Source organism: Noviherbaspirillum sp. (assembly GCF_035944575.1).
In the GTDB taxonomy this organism is placed as follows: Bacteria; Pseudomonadota; Gammaproteobacteria; order Burkholderiales; family Burkholderiaceae_D; genus Noviherbaspirillum.
In genome coordinates this window covers 1-19133 of the sequence record NZ_DASZBA010000082.1, presented here as the reverse complement: position 1 = coordinate 19133, position 19133 = coordinate 1, and the positions used below count along the sequence as shown (strand labels likewise).

Annotated in this window: 18 protein-coding genes; 14 read left to right on the top strand and 4 right to left on the bottom strand. The window is 59.8% G+C overall.

The window, feature by feature from the left end; all coding sequences use genetic code 11:
- The first annotated feature begins 574 nt into the window (after positions 1 to 574).
- On the top strand, positions 575 to 3625 hold the full coding sequence (locus VGU61_RS04745; RefSeq protein ID WP_326857951.1) for an HrpF/NolX family T3SS translocon protein: 3051 nt from the start codon (positions 575 to 577) through the stop codon (positions 3623 to 3625).
- Positions 3626 to 4303: 678 nt separating this feature from the next.
- On the opposite strand, the gene VGU61_RS04740 is transcribed toward VGU61_RS04745, so the two are convergent.
- The 4 genes from VGU61_RS04740 to flgA all read right to left on the bottom strand — a co-directional run bounded on the left by VGU61_RS04740 (position 4304) and on the right by flgA (position 6382).
- Positions 4304 to 4558, bottom strand: a complete 255-nt coding sequence (locus tag VGU61_RS04740) for a DUF1488 family protein (RefSeq protein WP_326857950.1) — start codon at positions 4556 to 4558, stop codon at positions 4304 to 4306.
- A 216-nt stretch (positions 4559 to 4774) separates the two neighbouring features.
- Positions 4775 to 5251 carry a flagellar protein FlgN gene (locus tag VGU61_RS04735; RefSeq protein WP_326857948.1) on the bottom strand — a complete coding sequence of 159 codons (477 nt, stop codon included), beginning with the start codon at positions 5249 to 5251 and terminating at the stop codon, positions 4775 to 4777.
- A gap of 8 nt (positions 5252 to 5259) precedes the next feature.
- Entirely contained in the window at positions 5260 to 5559 is a 300-nt protein-coding gene (flgM, locus tag VGU61_RS04730; protein ID WP_326857947.1) for a flagellar biosynthesis anti-sigma factor FlgM, read from the bottom strand.
- A gap of 109 nt (positions 5560 to 5668) precedes the next feature.
- Entirely contained in the window at positions 5669 to 6382 is a 714-nt protein-coding gene (gene flgA / locus VGU61_RS04725; protein WP_326857946.1) for a flagellar basal body P-ring formation chaperone FlgA, read from the bottom strand.
- Positions 6383 to 6580: 198 nt separating this feature from the next.
- Here flgA and flgB point away from each other — a divergent pair, with 198 nt between their 5' ends.
- The 13 genes from flgB to VGU61_RS04660 all read left to right on the top strand — a co-directional run.
- Positions 6581 to 7009 carry a flagellar basal body rod protein FlgB gene (gene flgB, locus VGU61_RS04720; RefSeq protein ID WP_326857945.1) on the top strand — a complete coding sequence of 143 codons (429 nt, stop codon included), beginning with the start codon at positions 6581 to 6583 and terminating at the stop codon, positions 7007 to 7009.
- A gap of 2 nt (positions 7010 to 7011) precedes the next feature.
- Positions 7012 to 7413, top strand: coding sequence for a flagellar basal body rod protein FlgC (gene flgC, locus VGU61_RS04715; protein WP_326857944.1), 402 nt, complete (start codon positions 7012 to 7014; stop codon positions 7411 to 7413).
- Between the two features lie 13 nt (positions 7414 to 7426).
- Positions 7427 to 8101: a flagellar hook assembly protein FlgD gene (gene flgD, locus VGU61_RS04710; RefSeq protein ID WP_326857943.1), complete on the top strand. Its 675-nt coding sequence runs from the start codon at positions 7427 to 7429 to the stop codon at positions 8099 to 8101.
- 74 nt (positions 8102 to 8175) lie between these two features.
- Positions 8176 to 9417 carry a flagellar hook protein FlgE gene (gene flgE, locus VGU61_RS04705; RefSeq protein ID WP_326857942.1) on the top strand — a complete coding sequence of 414 codons (1242 nt, stop codon included), beginning with the start codon at positions 8176 to 8178 and terminating at the stop codon, positions 9415 to 9417.
- A gap of 58 nt (positions 9418 to 9475) precedes the next feature.
- Positions 9476 to 10216 (top strand): flagellar basal-body rod protein FlgF, encoded by a 741-nt coding sequence (gene flgF, locus VGU61_RS04700; protein ID WP_326857941.1) that lies wholly within the window; start codon positions 9476 to 9478, stop codon positions 10214 to 10216.
- 110 nt (positions 10217 to 10326) lie between these two features.
- Positions 10327 to 11109 carry a flagellar basal-body rod protein FlgG gene (flgG, locus tag VGU61_RS04695; RefSeq protein WP_326857940.1) on the top strand — a complete coding sequence of 261 codons (783 nt, stop codon included), beginning with the start codon at positions 10327 to 10329 and terminating at the stop codon, positions 11107 to 11109.
- A 15-nt stretch (positions 11110 to 11124) separates the two neighbouring features.
- Positions 11125 to 11784, top strand: a complete 660-nt coding sequence (locus VGU61_RS04690; RefSeq protein WP_326857939.1) for a flagellar basal body L-ring protein FlgH — start codon at positions 11125 to 11127, stop codon at positions 11782 to 11784.
- Positions 11785 to 11798: 14 nt separating this feature from the next.
- Complete coding sequence (locus VGU61_RS04685; protein WP_326857938.1) at positions 11799 to 12920, top strand: flagellar basal body P-ring protein FlgI; 1122 nt, start codon at positions 11799 to 11801, stop codon at positions 12918 to 12920.
- A gap of 169 nt (positions 12921 to 13089) precedes the next feature.
- Positions 13090 to 14010 carry a flagellar assembly peptidoglycan hydrolase FlgJ gene (gene flgJ / locus VGU61_RS04680; protein ID WP_326857937.1) on the top strand — a complete coding sequence of 307 codons (921 nt, stop codon included), beginning with the start codon at positions 13090 to 13092 and terminating at the stop codon, positions 14008 to 14010.
- A 95-nt stretch (positions 14011 to 14105) separates the two neighbouring features.
- Positions 14106 to 16013 carry a flagellar hook-associated protein FlgK gene (flgK, locus tag VGU61_RS04675; RefSeq protein WP_326857936.1) on the top strand — a complete coding sequence of 636 codons (1908 nt, stop codon included), beginning with the start codon at positions 14106 to 14108 and terminating at the stop codon, positions 16011 to 16013.
- Positions 16014 to 16044: 31 nt separating this feature from the next.
- Entirely contained in the window at positions 16045 to 17256 is a 1212-nt protein-coding gene (gene flgL, locus VGU61_RS04670) for a flagellar hook-associated protein FlgL (RefSeq protein ID WP_326857935.1), read from the top strand.
- 108 nt (positions 17257 to 17364) lie between these two features.
- Positions 17365 to 18135, top strand: a complete 771-nt coding sequence (locus tag VGU61_RS04665; RefSeq protein ID WP_326857934.1) for a hypothetical protein — start codon at positions 17365 to 17367, stop codon at positions 18133 to 18135.
- A 179-nt stretch (positions 18136 to 18314) separates the two neighbouring features.
- Positions 18315 to 19133, top strand: an 819-nt coding sequence (locus tag VGU61_RS04660) for a GIY-YIG nuclease family protein (RefSeq protein WP_326857933.1), incomplete at its 3' end; no start/stop codon positions are given.

Genomic DNA, 19133 nt, shown 5'->3' with positions numbered 1-19133 from the left:
CGAAGCGTATGCCGCCCGAACTATACGGGTAGTGCCCCCGACGGACTTGATTGCCGGTCGAGCGCCGATTATTCCTGGTATTCCTCGACAACCTTTATCGAAGTAGTGCCCTCTTATACACACCCCCGTACGTTCCGGGACCTAACTGCGTCCTGTGCTGCAGATGGAATCACGCAATCCGTGGGCGTCGCCAAAATCGGGTCGCGAACCTCGTCCCGCACCAGATGCAGCTTCATCTTCCCATCATGCAAAAAGTGGTTGATCGCGTCCTGACTCATATCGTCTGCGCGATCGGCAAAATGCGTCAGCGTAGGCTTGATCGGACCTGCCGATAAATATTGGTGGCAATCAGGTTAAGTTGGGCGTTCAGTCAGGGCCGGAACCATACCCACATGCTCTCCGTTTTTTGTTCGCATCGCTAAATCTTCCCCTTTTTCGCTTTTTGGCTAAGCCCAATAAAGATCACTCAATTGCCGGGGGCAGGCAGTTGCGCTGGTTTTAAAAGTATCAGAGGAGATGCAAGTCCGTGGCTGGAACTGATACGCGAGAGACAACCACACAATAGAACAGCGCCTTGGATCCAAGGAAAAGCAGTGTCATATCCGATCATTTCTTATTAGTCGAGGATAAAATGGTAGCGCCGTTAAATAATCCCCCCGCCCAAAATACGCCTTATTTCCCTCCCTACGCCCCTGCCACGCTTTCCCCCTCGAACACTGGGCAGCCAAGTCCTTCGCAATCAGGCGACCCGAACACGCTTGGACAGGGCTTTGATCAGACTTCCAGCTTTTTTGGACAGATTCTCGGAATGATGATGGGGCCGGATAAAGCAAAAGAGTTTGTTGCAAACTTACAAACTTTTATGAACGGCGGCGGTTGGCCGTCACCTTTCCCAACTACACAGCCGGGCGCGCCAACACAGCCGGGCGCGCCAACACAGCCGGGCGCGCCTACACAGCCGGGCACGCCTACACAGCCGGGCACGCCTACACAGCCGCCACGTACTGCGCTGGGTGACAAGACCTTCCATTCCTCAAATGTGCTCTATGGCGACCAGCAACTCTGGGCCCGTGACTATGCGAAGGATGGTTATGGTCTTTCGTACGAAGAACTGGATAAGGTCATCAACGACACAAGCCTGAGCCAGGAGACCAGGGACGCCGCCAAACATCTGAAAGAAAACAAATCGGAATTTGACAAGATAGATAAATCCGGGGCATGGGTTGGCGACCAAAGTGACGGCATCATCTCCAGGGGGCAGCTTAAGGCTTTCTCCAAAGGGACGGATATGTTTGCGGTCTCCGACGATCACGACAAGCACTACAGCGGGACGTTGAATGACCCTGCCAACGGTGTTGCCGATCGGCCGAGAACGCTTGAGGAGTTCAAGAAAATGGCTCAGGATCCGAACCTGAACGAAGATGTTCGGATGTCGGCGCAGTACTTTGTCAATAATCCGAACCAGATCGACAAGGTATATGGCTCTAGCCAAAGCTCCGGTTCGCCTACTGGAGGCACGGCCCCATCCCGTACCGAGCGTACGCACAGCCTTACCATCCTCGGCGATCCCAACGACGCAAACACGCAAAAGGCCGGCAAGCAGCTGTTGGAGGACCCCAAGGTGGAGCTTGGAACACTGTCGAAAGAAGACTTGCAGGAAATCGCGAATGACGCCAGCTATTCGGAAGATACACGTAAGTCGGCGCAATATCTGGTGGACAATCCAGGCGAATTCTCCAAGCTGGACCGTGGTACCGGCAATACCCCTGACGGCTACATTACCAAGAGCGAAATTCGGGGCTATTTCGTCAATGATCCAACCGTCGACAATAATGTTTACAGGGCATCGAGTACGTTGACCAACGACCCTGAGGTCACTAGCGATTTAATGTCGGAAGAAGAATTGAGGAAAATTGTAGGCAATAACGATTACGACAAGAAAACACGGGATGCCGCGCAGTTCTTCCTCGATAATCCGCATGCATACAAGCAGGCGGACCTCAACGCGAATGGCTACCTGAGCAAGGAAGAAATGGGCAAGTTCCTCGGCTCGACCGACAAGCCGGTAACCGACCCTGCTACTCCAGCAAACACCAGGACTGCGCTGACGTCGCTGCAGAACCACAGCGGGCTGCAGAAACCCTTTAACATGGACGACCTGAAGGATATTGCCGCCGACGAAACACAGACTGCGGATATTCGAAAGCATGCCCAATACTTTATCGATCATCGGGAAGAATTCCACGCGGTCGACAAGGCGGGCACGGGCAGCAATGACGGCTCGATCACTGCTGAGGATATGACCAAGTATCTGGAGCAGAACAACACCGATGCACTAGCGCAGAGCAACGCCAGCACGCTGCTGAACGATCCGGTCCTCAAAGACCAGATCGATAAGGGGATGTCGCTGGATGATCTCGACAAGATTTCAAAGGATACCAGCAAGTACAATGAGGCTACCCGGAATGCCGCGAAATTCTTCGTCGATAATCCGAACAGTTTTGACACAGTAAGCGGTTCCGCTACCGACGGCAAGGCCGACCAGAACATCAGCAGGCAAGACCTAGAGAAATTTGTCGCGGGAAGGGAGATTACTCCCGCAAGCCCGGAAGAGACCAACAAGCAGATTACCCAGCTGATCAACGACACGGCTGTTACGTTCCCTCTCACAGAGGCTGAACTGCAGAAGATTGCCGACGATACCGGTGATAAATACTCCGATGAAACCAAGAAGGCGGCACATTACTTCATTGATAATAAAGCTGAATTCGATGTCATAGACGGTCAGGACGGGACCAAGAACGGCAGCATCAGCAAGGAAGAGGCGCTAAAGGCTACAACGTCGGGAATGCCGGCGAATGATGAGAATACGAAAAACATGGCGGATAGACTGTTTAACGATACAGATATCATGCTGCCGCTCAAGCACGAGGAGCTTGCGGGGATCATGAATGATCCGAAGCACATGCCGGAAGTCCGTGAGGCGGCAAGATACTTCCACGAGCATAAGGATGAATACGATAAGGTGGTAAAGAGCAGACCAGGTTTCGCTCCGATAGAAGGCGTCAGTGTCCTTGAGCGCAATGACGGTAACCTCAATGCGTCAATAGATGCTCTTGTCAGTGCTCACCTGAGGGGGGAAATCTACGGTAAGGATGGCAAGATATCGGATGCGCATCGGCATCTGACTCGTGACGACTGGCTGGGAATCGCAAACAACTCGCAGAACAGCAAGGAAGTTCGGGAGGCAGCGTACTATTTCTTCCAGAACCCAAACGATACCCCAATGCACGAGAATCAAGATACCAAGATAAAATCATGCATCATGGGTATGCAGGATCACGTCTATTACCGAGACATCAAGGGCCCGGAGTGGGCTGCCAATCCGGGATGGCAAGCCGGGCGTGCCGCCAGACTGCACGAGTACATGCAGGAGAAACAAATGGGCTCTCTGAGTGCTGATGACCTCGTTAAGATATGGAGAGATCCGAAGCAGGATGTCGAAACGCGCAGGGCTGCATATCATCTCTACGGTCTCATGACGTCTCATCCGGATTATTATGGTGGTGCACTTACGGAATGGGGACTGTGGCGGATGTCGCAAGGAAAGTCGTATAACAAGTAGAAGAAACAACGGTGATGCATCCGGACAGTGGGGAAGTCACATCTCAAGCAGCGGACGAACCCATTCGGAAGGACTGATAGATTGATCTGTGTGATGATGTAATCTGCAGCACATCAGCCCCCGGTTTTTCCGGGGGCTTTTTTATGTACCCGTCGGCAGAATCCAGAGGCCGGTTCCGGTTCAGGAAGCTTGCCAAGCCTTTGTCATAGCCCGTTTTCCGTGATTCTGAAGGTACGCAAGCCGTACAATTTTCGCGTGGTCATTTTGCCCTGTTCGTTCATACCTTTTGCGACTCCGCTGGAGAACTGCTTCTTTACTACTGCGCACGCATCCCGTTCTGGTGCGAACGCGTGAGCCATCGTCGACAGCGTGGCGCCGTCCCCGCACCATGCAGCAGACTTTAAGAATCACGGCTTCAAGTGCTGCCGTATCGGACTGTGTTGCGCTCGGCCCTGCAGTGAATAAAGCCTCAGTCGCCGTGCAACGCATTACGTGCCGGTTCAGGGGGAACGATTACCTTCCTCGGCGTAATCAATACCCGCGTCAAGACGCTTCGATAGGGTGGCCTTGCGTGGGGTAAACGGAAACGGCTTGCAAGCGCATGTTCGCAAACCGTTGTCCATTGAATGCAGATTGGAGCCGAAACTTGCGGTACGGTGATCGCCGAATGACCACGGATCAGTGAAAGCTGTTCGGGCCGAGCTTCAAGGGATCGCCGGGTACATTTGCCGCCACCATGCGCCTGGCGACGCCATTGATGGTGGCTTCGAACGCGTGAAAGGTATCGATCGGACTCGCATCACCAGCGCTTTGCCGGGACAGTTTAGCCAATGCTTCGTTCGAGATGAAGCAATCGCGGTTTATCGAGTCGACGCGAACCGTAAAGGCGACGCCATCGTTGGTTAATTGCGGTTCCGCCAATGTGTGTGTCATGTCATGCTCCAGAATAGTACGAGGAAAAGGCAGGCTCGAAAGCGAATGCCGTCTTCAAGAGTGCGCTCTGGTTGGCGTATTGGCAAGTCGAATCACGTTTGCCGGCATGCAAATTCACGCCGGCATGAGAAATGTCATGCGGATTCATTGACCGTACAGCAGAAACGGTAGCGGGGCAGGTCGCGGCTTGCGACCGGGATGATGAACGAGGCGAGCTTAGCCGACGACGAGGCTTCGCGTGGTGCTTCTCGTGGTGGCTTGTCCGTCCGGACCGTAGAATCCACCACCCTGGGGGCTGCCTTGAAGAACTTTGAGTGCGCTTTGATTACGCGCCAGATATTTGCCGATCAGCAAGCCGTTGACGCGGTTTTTTTCCCTGGCGGTTTCGATAAGCGAAAGCAGGGCTTTCCACATACGTCCGGCTGAGGGGCTGGACGCCGGGCTGCCAATCCAGTTTTGCATGCCTGATTCATTCGGCGCCAATCCGGCACTGGCGAGCGACTGGTGACGACGCTTTGCCAGTTCGGTCATTTCGCCGACGAGAGCGGCTTTCTTCTGGGTGAGACCGGCAAGCGATTCGGTTTCGGCATTCAGCAGGCAAGCCTGTTCCTCGTCGAGGATCTGAAGCAGGCTGGTCGCTGCCTGGTGTTCTTCCTGGAGAGTATCCGCCGGACTGGTGCCGAGTGCTTGCATGGGATGCCTTATTTGCGTGAGCGGAGCAGGTCGTTGACGGTATCGAGCAAGCCGTTGGCGACATTTTCCGGGTCGACCTTGAAGGTGCCGTTGGCGATGGCTGCCTTGATTTCTTCGATCTTGGCGACGTCCATGACGCCTGTGCTGGAGTTCTGGGCGGCGAGGGCGCGTGCCTGTGAGGAAAGCTGCACGCTGTCGGATGCCGGCGGGGCGGCGCTTTCCGTCCTGGCCGCGGCTTTTCCCGGTTTGGCCTGGGTCGGGCCGACGCCGGCTCGGTCTGTTTTCTTGATCGAATCGTCAATTTTCACGGCATTTTCCTTCAATGTTTAACGGCGTTGCGCCAATTGTCACTACCTATAACGACGCAATCACCGGAAACTTTAGCACTGAATGTGCGGTGTTCACCAATCAAGTGCTTCAATATGTAACTTCAACCACACCGCCGGCTTTGGCCACACCGCTGATGACCTGCCCGGAAGCGGTTCTGGCCTGAACTATCTGGCCTTCGGCGCCATTTCCCAGCGCACGCGCCTCGGCCGAGACACTGAATCCCGGCCCGGCGGATATCACTTTTACAACTTGCCCTTGTTGCACCGCCTGCTGGGCGCGCAACGCATCCTGGCGTAGCGGCGTGCCTGCGCCGAGCGACACGGTCAGCGTTCGACCGACGGCCTGGGCGGGATCGGTGATGATCCCGGGCGGCAGCGCGGTAAGGTCGCCCTGCTGCTTGATCAAATCATTCTGTCCGATGCTTTGGCCCTGCCGGAGCGGCGCCGCTGTCGCAAAGTAATCGCCCGTCACGCGCACGTGGGCTTGCATATAAATAGTCCACGGCGACGGCGCGTTGCAACGCATGCCGATGGTGGTTTTCCCCCAAACCCGGCCGCCGGGCGGCAGGAACGGTTCCAGCGCGGCGCAGGCGGCGAGGTTGAGGCGGTTGTCGGCGGGCGTGACCGTGATGTCGATCTTGCCGGGCAATCCGGTCGTCTGGACCTTGAGGAAATGCTCGGCCGCGATCTTGAGCATGCCGGCATCCTGGCGCAACGCCGCTTGCGGATCGGCCTGTACCGGCATGGCGGCGGCAATCAGGACCGGAAGAAGTACCAGCGGCAGTTTGACGGATGTTTTCATGACGGGGGCCATATTGAACATGGTGCCCATCCTATCCGGCGGATCGGGATTCAAAGCGGTAAATAGCGGCGGATTTCGGATGCTTATCATCCGATCAAGCCGACAGAACGCTCCGTATGATCGACGCTACACAAATCCATTATCGGCTCGGAATGCGGTTTCTTGAGCAGGGATTGAGCTGAAATTCAGGAGGTTGCGATGATCGGAAAACTGGACCAGGCGCTGCACTTTCACCAGACGGTGCTGAGCCTGCGCGCGCAACGGCAGCAAATGCTGGCGTCAAATATCGCGAATGCCGATACGCCCAACTACAAGGCGCGGGATATCGATTTTAACAGCGCATTGAAGCAGGCTCTCGGTCAGGGCAGTCAGGCAAGCCAGGCCGTGCAGCCGGCGCCGATGGCGAAGACCGCGGCAGCCCACCTCGGCGGCACCAATCTTCATCTGAGCAGCGGCGGCGCCGCGCTCATGTATCGGACCGTCCAGCAAGGCAGCGTGGACGGCAATACGGTGGACATGGATGTGGAACGCAACCAGTTTGCCGACAATGCACTGCGCTACGAGGCTGGCATCACGCTGATGGGCGCGCAGATCAAAGGTCTGCTGACCGCTATCCAGGGGCAATAACCATGTCGCTATTCAATATATTCAATGTCGCCGGGTCCGCCATGAGTGCGCAGGGGCAGCGTCTCAACGTCGTTGCCAGCAATATCGCCAACGCCGACAGCGCAACGAGCTCCACCGGGCAGACCTACCGCGCCAAGCAGGTCGTGTTCAGCGCGGTGATGGCGGGACAGCAGGCATCCGGCGTGAAGGTCGCGCAGGTCGTGGAAGACCAGTCGCCGCTCAAGATGGTGCATAACCCTTCGCATCCGCAGGCGGACGAGAAAGGGTATGTCGCGATGCCGAACGTGAACGTGGTGGAGGAGATGGTGAACATGATTTCCGCCTCGCGTTCGTACCAGACCAATGTGGAAACCATGAACGCGGCGAAAACCATGTTGATGAAAACCCTGACCCTGGGTCAATGAACAAGGATAGGCGATGAGCACCGTACAGAGCACGACAGGACCATCCGCTGAATTGCTGGCGGCAATGAATCCGGGAAAGAAGGAAGCCAAAAGCACCGCCGCCGCAGCCGAGGACAAGTTTCTCACCCTGCTGGTGACGCAGATGCGCAATCAGGACCCGCTCAACCCGCTCGACAATGCGCAGGTGACGAGCCAGCTGGCGCAGTTGTCGACCGTGACCGGCATCGACAAGGTCAATGCGACGCTGGAGGCGCTGCAGGGCAGCATGCAGTCGAACCAGTCGCTGCAGGCCGCCAGCATGATCGGCCGCGGCGTGCTCGCACCCGGCTCGACGCTCCAGCTCAGCGAAGGCAAGGCATTCCTCGGCGTGGAGCTGGCCGAATCGGCCGACAACGTCCGGGTCACGATCCGCGACGGCTCCGGCAATCCGGTGCGCAACATCGACCTCGGCGGCAACGACGCAGGCATGCTGCCGCTGCAATGGGATGGCAAGACCGATAGCGGCGAGGACGCCGCCAGCGGCAAGTACACCTTCGACATCACCGCCAAGCGCGCCGGCAAGGCGGTGGAAGCAACCGCTCTTGCATTCGGCGATGTGGCAAGCGTCGCATCCGGAGCGCAGGGCGTGAAGCTCAACGTACTCGGCATCGGCGAGGTGAAGCTCGCCGACATCCGCCAGATCCTTTGAAACACCCCGCGCAATATAAATAGACAGGTCGCGCCGGTCCAGGCGCAGCGGCATGCACAACTAGGAGAAGCAAGATGAGTTTTCAACAAGGCTTGAGCGGTTTGAACGCCGCGTCCAAAACGCTGGAATCGATCGGCAACAACATCGCCAACGCAAACACCGTGGGATTCAAGGCCGGCCAGGTGCAGTTCGCCGACGTCTACGCCAACTCGCTCTCCGGCGCGGGCGGCGGCGGCGCGACCGGTATCGGTACCAAGGTGTCGCAGGTCGCGCAGCAGTTCACGCAGGGGAACATTACCGCATCGGCGAACCCGCTGGACATCGCCATCAACGGCGGCGGCTTCTTCCGGATGAGCAATAACGGTGCGATTTCCTATGCCCGCAACGGCCAGTTCCAGCTCAGCAAGGACGGCTTCATCACCAATGCCTCCGGAGCTCGCCTCACCGGCTTCGCGGTCGATGCCAACGGCAGGCTGGCAACCGGCGCGCCGGTGGAACTGCAGATTTCCAATGCCGACCTGACGCCGAAAACCACCACCGGCGTGCAGAGCCAGCTCAATCTCGATTCGACGAAAACGGCGATCGCCGCTGCGTTCAACAAGGACCTGCCGGCCACCTATCACAATGCCACCTCGGTGAACGTCTACGACGGACTGGGAAATGCACATACGCTGCAGACTTTTTACGTAAAAACCGGCCCCAATGCGTGGACGGTGTACGGCGCGTTCGATGACGGCGTGGCGGTGCAGCAGCTTGCCGCACCGATCGGCAACATCACGTTCAACGGCAGCGGCGCCATCGCGACACCGGCGCCGCCGGCTCCGGCTGCATTCACCGTCACCCTGACGCCAGCCGCAAGCACCGGCGCTGCAGCGTTTCCGGTAACGCTGGACCTATCGGGGACGACCCAGTTCGGCTCCGCGTTCAGCGTCAACACGCTTACCCAGGACGGCTACACATCGGGCCGGCTGTCCGGTTTCAATACCGATGGCAACGGCATCATCACCGGCCGCTATACCAACGGCAAGACCGCGGTCCTCGGCCAGGTTGTACTCGCCAACTTCACCAACCCGAACGGCTTGCAGCCCTTGGGCAATAACGCATGGGCCGAGTCCGCGGCATCCGGCCAGCCGCTGGTGAGCACGCCGAATTCCGGCAACCTCGGCGTGTTGCAATCTTCCGCCGTGGAGGATTCCAATACCGACCTGACGGCGGAACTGGTCACCATGATCACCGCGCAGCGGGTGTATCAGGCCAATGCACAGACCATCAAGACGCAGGACCAGATCCTGCAGACGCTGGTGAACCTGAAATAACGATGACACGGATTCCGGCGTGACCTGAGGTTGCGCCGGGCCGAACCGGGAGAAGACGATGGATCGCCTGATCTACACCGCCATGACCGGCGCCAAGCATATTCTCGAGCAGCAGGCCAATACGTCGCACAACCTGGCCAATGCGGCCACCACGGGCTTTCGCGCCCAGTTCGACGCATTTCGGGCGGTGGAAGTCAACGGGCCGGGCATGCCGACCCGCACCTTCGTGGTCGATTCCACCGTCGGCACCGACTTTTCCGCCGGACCGATCCAGCAGACGGGGCGCGACCTCGATGTGGCGGTGCAAGGGAAGGGCTGGATCGCGGTGCAACTCGAAGACGGCACTGAAGCCTATACCCGCAACGGCAGCCTGAAGCTGAGCGAAAACGGCGTGCTGCAGACGCAGTCCGGCCTCAATATCCTCGGCGACGGCGGGCCGATCAGCATACCGCCGGATGTGAATATCACCATCGCCAAGGATGGCACCGTCAGCGCGATGGCCAACGACTTCAAGCCCGGCCCGTCCAACGTGCTGGGCAGGATCAAGCTGGTGAATCCGCCCGAGGACACCATCGTGCGCGGCGATGATGGCCTGTTCCGCGTGCGGGGCGGAGAGCCCGCCGACGCAGATCCCGGCGTGGCGCTCGTCGGCGGTTCGCTGGAAGGCAGCAACGTCAATGTCGTCGATGCGATGGTCAACATGATCAGCCTCGCGCGGCAGTTCGAAATGCAGATGAATTTACTGAAGAACGCCGAGAGCAACGATGCGAAAGCAGCGCAGCTCCTCGCTTTGAGCTGACGGCTGACGCACGATAATCGAACTCAGGCTTAACGGACCTGATTGGTTGATGCTTTCGGCCGATGCATTCGGTCCATGCAGGAAAACGACAAGATTTACCGGAGAACGCAATGATTCGATCGCTATGGATTTCCAAGACCGGCCTGGATGCGCAGCAGACGCAGATGGATGTCATTTCCAATAACCTGGCCAACGTCAGCACCAGCGGCTTCAAGCGTTCACGGGCGGTATTCGAGGATCTGCTGTACCAGACGATGCGCCAGCCTGGCGCGCAATCTTCGCAGCAGACGCAGCTGCCGAGCGGTTTGCAGGTCGGTACCGGTGTGCGTCCCGTGGCGACCGAGCGCATTTTTACCCAGGGCAACCTGCAGCAGACCGGCAATGACAAGGACATGGCCATTCAGGGCGCCGGCTTTTTCCAGGTTTTGCTGCCCGACGGCACGACTGCTTATACCCGGGACGGCGCATTCCAGATCGACAGCCAGGGACAACTCGTCACGTCGAGCGGCTTTCCGGTGCAGCCGGCGATCACCATCCCGGCCAATTCCCTGAGCGTGACCGTAGGTCGTGACGGCACGGTGTCAGTCACCCAGCAGGGAAGCGCTGCCGCAACGCAGGTCGGCACCATCCAGCTTGCTACCTTCGTCAATCCAGCCGGCCTGGAAGCAAAAGGCGAAAACCTCTACGTCGAAACCACCGCCTCGGGCTCACCCAACAGCAACACGCCCGGCACGAACGGCGCGGGTTTGCTTTCACAGGGCTATGTCGAAACCTCGAACGTGAATGTCGTCGAAGAACTGGTCAACATGATCCAGACGCAGCGCGCCTATGAAATCAACAGCAAGGCCGTGCAGACGTCGGACCAGATGCTGCAGCGCTTGTCGCAGCTCTGATTTGCCGAAGCAATCATGAAGCGCATCCTCCTGTTCGCAATTGCTGCCGGCGTGATGGGTTGCACAACGGTGCCGGACTCCATCGTGCAGCCGCCGCGTGCGGCCCAGTCCGCGCATGCCGCCATGAGCGCGCCGGCCAACGGCGCAATATTTCAGTCAGCATCGTACCGCCCGATGTTCGAGGATCGCCGCGCGCGCCATGTCGGCGACATCCTGACCATCGCCATCACGGAGCGGACCAGCGCCGGCAAGTCGGCGGCAAACTCGGCCAGCAAGGCGGGCAGCGTCTCGGCCTCCGTAGGACGGCTATTCGGCATTCCGGGTTCCACATTGGCCGATCTCGGGGCGGCAGCCGAGTCCTCGAACAAATTCGAAGAGAAGGGCGCGTCCAGCTCGGCCAACAATTTCACCGGAACCATCACCGTCACCGTGATCGACGTACTGCCGAACGGACACCTGCTCGTCAGTGGCGAGAAGCAGATTGCATTCGACAAGGGTGTGGAATACGTGCGGCTGTCCGGCGTGGTGAATCCCGACACGGTCGCCGCCGGGAATGTGGTGCCCTCCACTCAGGTGGCGGATGCGCGCATCGAATACCGCACCAACACCCGCCTTGATACGGCGGAAGTGGCATCGCAGATGGTGCGGTTCTTCCTCAGCCTCATGCCGCTTTAACGTCGGGGCTCGCCATGAATATCCGTATGCCGACTTTCGTCAACACCTGTTCCGCTCTGTTGCTGGCGTTCTGTGCCTGTCTTCCTGCGGCGCATGCGGAACGCCTGAAGGATCTCGCCAGCATTCAGGGAGTGCGGCAGAACCAGTTGATGGGATATGGCCTGGTGGTCGGTCTCGACGGCAGCGGCGACCAGACGACGCAAACGCCGTTCACGGTGCAAAGCGTCGTCAGCATGCTGCAAAACATGGGCGTGAACCTGCCGCCCGGCACCAGCCTGCAACTGAAGAATGTTGCGGCGGTCGTGGTCACGACCTCGCTGCCGCCGTTCGCTCAGCCTGGCCAGTTGCTCGATGTGACGGTATCGTCGATGGGCAACGCGAAGAGCCTGCGCGGCGGCACGTTGCTCATGACGCCGCTCAAGGGGGCGGACGGACAGATTTACGGCATCGCGCAAGGCAATGTGCTGGTCGGCGGCGTCGGTGCGGCGGCCAGTGGCAGCAAGGCGCAGATCAATCATCTGAGCGTAGGCCGCATTTCCGGCGGTGCGACGGTGGAACGCGCCGTTCCGACGAGCCTCGGCCAGGGCGATGCCATCCATCTCGAACTCAACGATGCCGACTTCTCGACAGCCAGCCGGGTAGTTGAGGCGATTAACCAGCGCTTCGGACCGGAGACCGCCGCGGCGCGCGACGGCCGCGTGATTCGTGTCCGTGCGCCGCTCGGCAGCGACGAGCGGGTCGCTTTCCTCGGTGCGCTGGAAAGCCTGAACGTGACGCCGGCGCAAATGGTTGCCAAGGTGATCCTGAATGCGCGCACCGGTTCGGTGGTGATGAACCAGGCGGTCACGCTGGAAAGCTGCGCCGTCTCGCACGGCAACCTGTCGGTCGTGATCAATACCGATCCGGTGATCAGCCAGCCGGCGCCGTTCTCCGGCGGGCAGACGGTGGTGACGCAGACCTCGCAGATCGATATCAAGAAAGAGCCCGGGCAAGTGCTGCTGCTCAAGGGTGGCACATCGCTGGCGGAAGTGGTCAAGGCACTGAACGCGATCGGCGCAACGCCGCAGGACTTGCTGGCGATCCTGCAGGCGATGAAGGCGGCAGGGTCGCTGCGGGCGGAGTTGGAGATTATTTGATTTGAAATACGACTCCATGACGGTTCCCTCCCCCTCGCAGGGGGAGGGGTAGGGTGGGATAGTGAGGTTGAACGTTCGCATGCAGCTATCAACCTCGCCACCCCCATCCCAGCCTTCCCCCTGAGAGGGGGAAGGAGCCGGCCGGAGCGACATTGAAACCGTACAACCCATGATCAACCCCACCGACGCATCCGCAAGACTGGCCATCGACGTAAAAGACGCAGGCGCATTGCGCCAGGCTGCGCGCGACAACTCCCCGGAGGCATTGAAGGCCACCGCCAAGCAGTTCGAAGCACTGTTCATGAACATGGTCCTGAAAAGCATGCGCGAAGCGACGCCGCAGGAAGGCATGTTCGACAGCCAGCAAAGCAAGATGTACACCTCGATGCTGGACCAGCAACTGAGCCAGACCATGGCCTCGCGCGGGATTGGACTGGCCGACGTGCTGATCCGGCAGTTGTCGAGCGTGGTGAATACCCGCATGGCGGACGAGCAGGGCGGATTGCCGGAAGGTCCGGCGCCCATGAACGTCGGGCCGTCCGTGTCCGAACGGGTAACACCGGTCGATAAGGCGGTGCAGACGACGCCGTCCATGGCGGTGGACAGCGCCCGATCGAACCCGTCCAGGCCGGCGCATGTGCGGGAATTCCAGGAACGGCTGGGGGCGCATGCCGATGAAGCCAGCCGTGCCACCGGCATTCCGGCGAAGTTCATGCTCGGCCAGGCGGCGCTGGAAAGCGGCTGGGGCAAGCGTGAGATACGCGCCGCCGATGGAACGACCAGCCACAACCTGTTCGGCATCAAAGCGACGGGCGGCTGGAACGGACGGGTGGTGGAAACCGCCACGACGGAATACGTCAACGGCGTGCCGCAGACCAAAATAGAGAAATTTCGCGCCTATGATTCCTACGCCGACGCCTTCCGCGATTACGCCAGGCTTCTGAAGAATAATCCGCGGTATGAAAAAGTATTGGCCAACGCCACCGATGTCGCCGGCTTCGCCCAAGGCCTGCAGAAGGCGGGTTATGCAACCGATCCGAACTATGCGGCCAAGCTGACGCGCATTATCAATCATTCATTGTCGGCTTGATAAGAGATGGGCGCGCAGGACCGCGACGTTGTGCGGATTCAAGTTTTCCCGCCGGCTGCCGTTGATGAAGTTATCGCACGAAAGAAGACGACAATATGGGCTCAGGAATCCTTGGTGTAGGGCAAAGCGGTATCGCGGCTGCCCAGGCAGGGCTGGTCACCACCGGCCACAATATTGCTAATGCATCCACCCCCGGTTATACCCGGCAGGTGGTGGTCCAGACTTCCGCCGGATCGCAGGATACCGGTTTCGGCTTCATCGGCAAGGGCACGCAGGTGTCCGATGTCAAACGTGTCTTCAGCGAGTTCCTGAACACCCAGGTCATGACGTCGCAGAGCTCGAAGTATCAGCTCGATACCTATTACGCGCAGATCAGCCGCATCAATAACCAGTTCGCCGACTCGACCTCGGGCCTGTCGCCGGTCCTGCAGGATTTTTTCAAGGGCGTGCAGGACATGGCGGCCAACCCGTCGTCGACCGCCGCACGCCAGACCGCGCTGTCGTCCGCCGAAACCTTGGCGGCCCGCTTCCAGGGACTCTCCAATCAGTTGAAGGAAGTCGAAGCAAGCGTGCGCGGCCAGATCGGCAACAGCGTCGACACCATCAATGTCTATACGAAACAGATCGCCAAGCTCAACGATGCCATTGAAAAAGCGCAGGGCCAGTCCGACGGCCGCCCGTCGAACGACCTGCTGGACCAGCGCGACTATGCCATCTCCGAGCTGAGCAAGGAAATCAAGACCACCGTCGTCAAACAGGGCAACACCTATAACGTCTTCATCGGCAACGGCCAGCCGGTCGTCGTTGGCACGAAAACCTATGACCTGGTATCCACCACTTCGGCGGCCGATCCGAGCCGCACGGCGGTCGGCTACGTCTCCAACGGCGAGGTGATCGAGCTGGCTGACAGCCACCTGAACGGCGGTAAGCTCGGCGGACTGCTGGAATTCCGCTCAAAGGCACTGGATCTGGCGCAGAATTCGCTCGGCCGCATCGCCACCGGGCTGGCCATGACCTTCAATGCCCAGCACGCCCTCGGCCAGGATCAGACCGGCGCGCTCGGCGGAAGCTTTTTCAAGGTCGGAGCGCCCGACGTGCGCGCCGGCGTGGGCAATACGGGTAATGCGGTGGTCGGCGCTACAGTCACCGATGCAAACGCCCTGACCACCAGCGACTATCGCTTGCAGTACACCGGCGGCAATTACGTGGTGACCCGTCTTTCCGACAACGCAGTGCGCTATACGAACGCGGCGTTCCCGGCCGGGGCTGTTGATGGCATCAATTTCAATATCGCCTCCGGCACGATCGCGGCAGGCGACGAATATGTCATCAAGCCGACGGCTAACGCCGCCGGAGGATTCGGCGTGACGATCAACGATGTATCGAAGATTGCCGCCGCCGCTCCGATCCGTACGACGGCGCCGCTGACGAACACCGGCACCGGCACGATCAGCGCCGGCACGGTCAACGGTCCGCCACCCACCAACGCCAACCTGCAGCAACCGGTCACCATCACCTTCACGTCGGCGACAACCTTTAATGTCACCGGGACAGGGACAGGCAATCCGGTCGGCGTCGCGTACACGCCGGGCGGCAACATCACCTACAACGGCTGGACGGTACAGCTCAGCGGCGCTCCCGCCAACGGCGATACCTTTACCATCGGGCCGAATACCAACGGCACGGGCGACAACCGCAATGCGCTGCTCCTGGCGGCGCAGCAGACCGCCAACACGCTGGGGAACGGAACCGCAAGCTACCAGGGGGCGTATGCGCAGCTGGTCAGCCAGGTCGGAAACAAAACGCGCGAAGTGGAAGTCACGGGCAAGGCGGAGAGCAAGTTCCTGGCGCAGGCAGTGGCGCAGCAGCAGGCGGAGTCGGGCGTGAATCTGGACGAGGAAGCGGCCAATCTCATGCGCTACCAGCAGGCTTATCAGGCGGCGGCGAAAGTGATGCAGACAGCCGGCGAGCTGTTCGACCTGCTGCTGACAATGGGCAATTAAGCGGTCCGTAAGTAAATAAGGAATTCAGATCATGCGCATCAGCACCAACATGATGTTCGAAAGCGGCTCCACCCGCCTCAGCGAGATGCAAACCAGTCTCGCCAAGGTGCAGGACCAGATTTCGACCGGCCGCCGCATACTGACACCGGCCGACGACCCGGTCGCGGCGGCGCAGGCACTGGTGGTATCGCAGTCGAAAGCAGCCAACGAACAGTTGGCGACCAACCGGCAGAACGCCACCGCATCGCTGTCGCTGGAGGAAAGCGTGCTCCAGGGCGTGACCGCCTTGCTGCAGGATGTGAAAACGCTGGTGGTCCAGGCCGGCAACCCGGCGCTCGACGCGAAACAGCGCCAGTTCATCGCAACCGAACTTGTCGGCATCCGCGACGAGATGCTCAGCCTCGCGAACAGCCGCGACGGCGCCGGCAACTACCTTTTTTCGGGTTTTCAGACCAATGTGCAGCCCTTCGCGCAGACCGCGACCGGCGCGCAGTACAACGGCGATCAGGGGCAGCGGTTGGCGCAGGTCGGGACGGCCCGGCAAATGCCGGTCAGCGACACCGGCGCGGCGATTTTCGAAACCGCCAAAACCGGAAACGGCACCTTCGTTACCGGTGCCAATCCGCTCAACACCGGAACCGGCGTCGCATCGACCGGGTCGATCGCGAATGCCGCCGCGCTCACCGGCAACAACTACAGCGTCACCTTCACCGCCGCTCCCGGAACCCAGACCACCTACACCGTCGTCAATACCACCACCGGCGCGACGCTGTCGGCGGCCAATCCCTACACCAGCGGAGAAGCGATCACATTTGACGGCATCCAGTTCGACATCAAGGGCAGTCCGGCCAACGGCGACCAGTTCACTGTGCGCCCGAGCGGCAACCAAAGTGTCTTCGCCAGCCTTACCGAGCTAGTCAATCTGCTCAATGCGCCGGTCAACAGTCCGGCGGACCAGGCACGGCTGTCAATGGGGTTGGCGGCGGCAAACAACAACGCCGGCAATGCGCTTGACAATGTGTTAACGGTCCGGGCTTCGGTCGGCATCCGTTTGAAGGAGATGGAAAACCTTGACAGCCAGGGCGAGGATGTCGGACTTCAATATGCGCAGCAGCTGGAGGAATTGCAGGGGCTGGACTACACCAAGGCCATCACCGAGCTGTCGAAGCAGAAGATCATGCTCGAGGCGGCCCAGCAATCGTTCGTAAAAACCTCCAGTCTGTCGCTTTTCAAGTTAATCTGACCCTGCTGACAGCGCGATAGTCCCGAAAAAAGGTGGTTGGTATTTTCATCTTGCCGGCAGGCAGGTAGACTCTTCCCGTTTGTCCGCAAGGACCCATCGGGAATTTCAATGCCTGCTTCGCCACTTTCGTCCACTGTCCTGTCCGCCTGTGCCGCTGTCGTCGGCGCATCCCTTCTGTCCGCCTGCGGCGGGCAGGATCTGTTCTTCAAAACACCGCCCCCCGCTGCCATCACCCTGACGGGCGCTGAAGGGCTGTACAGCGGCACCACCAACACCGGCCGTACGCTTACCGCGCTGGTACTGGAGGACGGTACCCACTACGTGTTCTACTCGGCGATCAACCAGCCGACCCTGATACGGGGCTTCCTGCAGGGCACGGGCGCGTCGCTGAATGGCAGCTATACGTCGTCGAATTCGCGTGATCTGAATATCGAAGGTCTCGGCGTGCTGGCAACCACCATCTCCGCCAGTTACGTGCAGAAAAGAACCTTCAACGGCAACTGGAATACGACCACCGCCAACCAGACCGCGACGTTCACCACCAATTACGATACCGCCTACGAATCCAAACCCGGACTGGACATCATCGCCGGCACCTACAACGGTTTTCTTGCGGAATCGACAGCCGTTGCCGGCGGACCCGTTACCAATCTGACCATATCCGCTACCGGCGCGATCACCATGACCAACGCGCCGTGCACCGGCACTGCGGCGGCACGTGCGAAGGGAAATCTCTACACGATCACCCTGTCCTGCAATACGCCGGCAGTGACGTTCACCGGGATTGGCCAGTACGACACCACGAGCCGCCGTCTGCTGATCGGCGCGATGCGCGAGGACCGGACCAACGGGCGGTTGTTCGCGGGCACGAAGCTGTAGGACATAGACGGGACATCGACCGGGGGAGGGTACGCTTCTCCTGGCTTTCTTTACGGGCTGGAACATGGACTAAAAATCAGCGGTCCATGATAAATCCGACATCGCTTACTGGATGTGCATCCAGTAGAATGACCTCGCCCGACGCCGGACGACCTCCTGCATCCGGCCGGGCTATCCGGATGTCATTCTTCGTCATGCCGCCACGTATTTCCGCTGTCGGACTGCTGCCCATGCTGAACCCGGCGAGCAGTTTCGTTTATCCCACCCATATCGACCGCGACAGCATCGACGCCTTGCCGTCGCGTCCCGGCATTTATATCTTTCGCGACGAAAACGACCGGCCCTTGTACATCGGCAAGAGCGTCAACATACGATCGCGGGTGCTTTCCCATCTGCGCACGCCGGAAGAGGCGCGCATGCTGGAGCAAAGCCGTTACGTCGAATTCCAGCGCACCGCAGGCGAAATCGGCGCGCTGCTGCTGGAGTCCAAGCTGATCAAGGACATGCAGCCGCTGCACAACAAGAAGCTGTTGCGGCGACGGGAGATGTGCACCCTGCGCCTGCAGCCCGGCCCGCGCGCTCTGGTGCCCGAAGTGGTGTTCGCGCGGGACCATGATTTTGCCCGCACCGAAGGATTGTTCGGCTTGTTTGCCACCCGCAGGGCGGCTGTGGAGCGGTTGCGGGAGATCGTGCTGGAACACCGACTATGCCCGGCACTGACCGGGCTCGAATCCGCAGTGCGCGGCCGGGCCTGCTTCGCGCACCAGATCGCCCGTTGCGCCGGCGCCTGCTGCGGCGCCGAATCGATGGAACTGCACGACGCCCGCCTGCTGGCGGCACTGCAGCACATGCGCGTGGTGGTATGGCCTTATCCCGGCGCGGTCGGCATCGAGGAAGAATGCGACGGCTGGCGGCAGACGCATATCGTCGACCACTGGTTCTACGTCGGCACGATCGACCACAAGAAGGGCGGCAGGCCGGTCAAGCGGCCGGCCAGG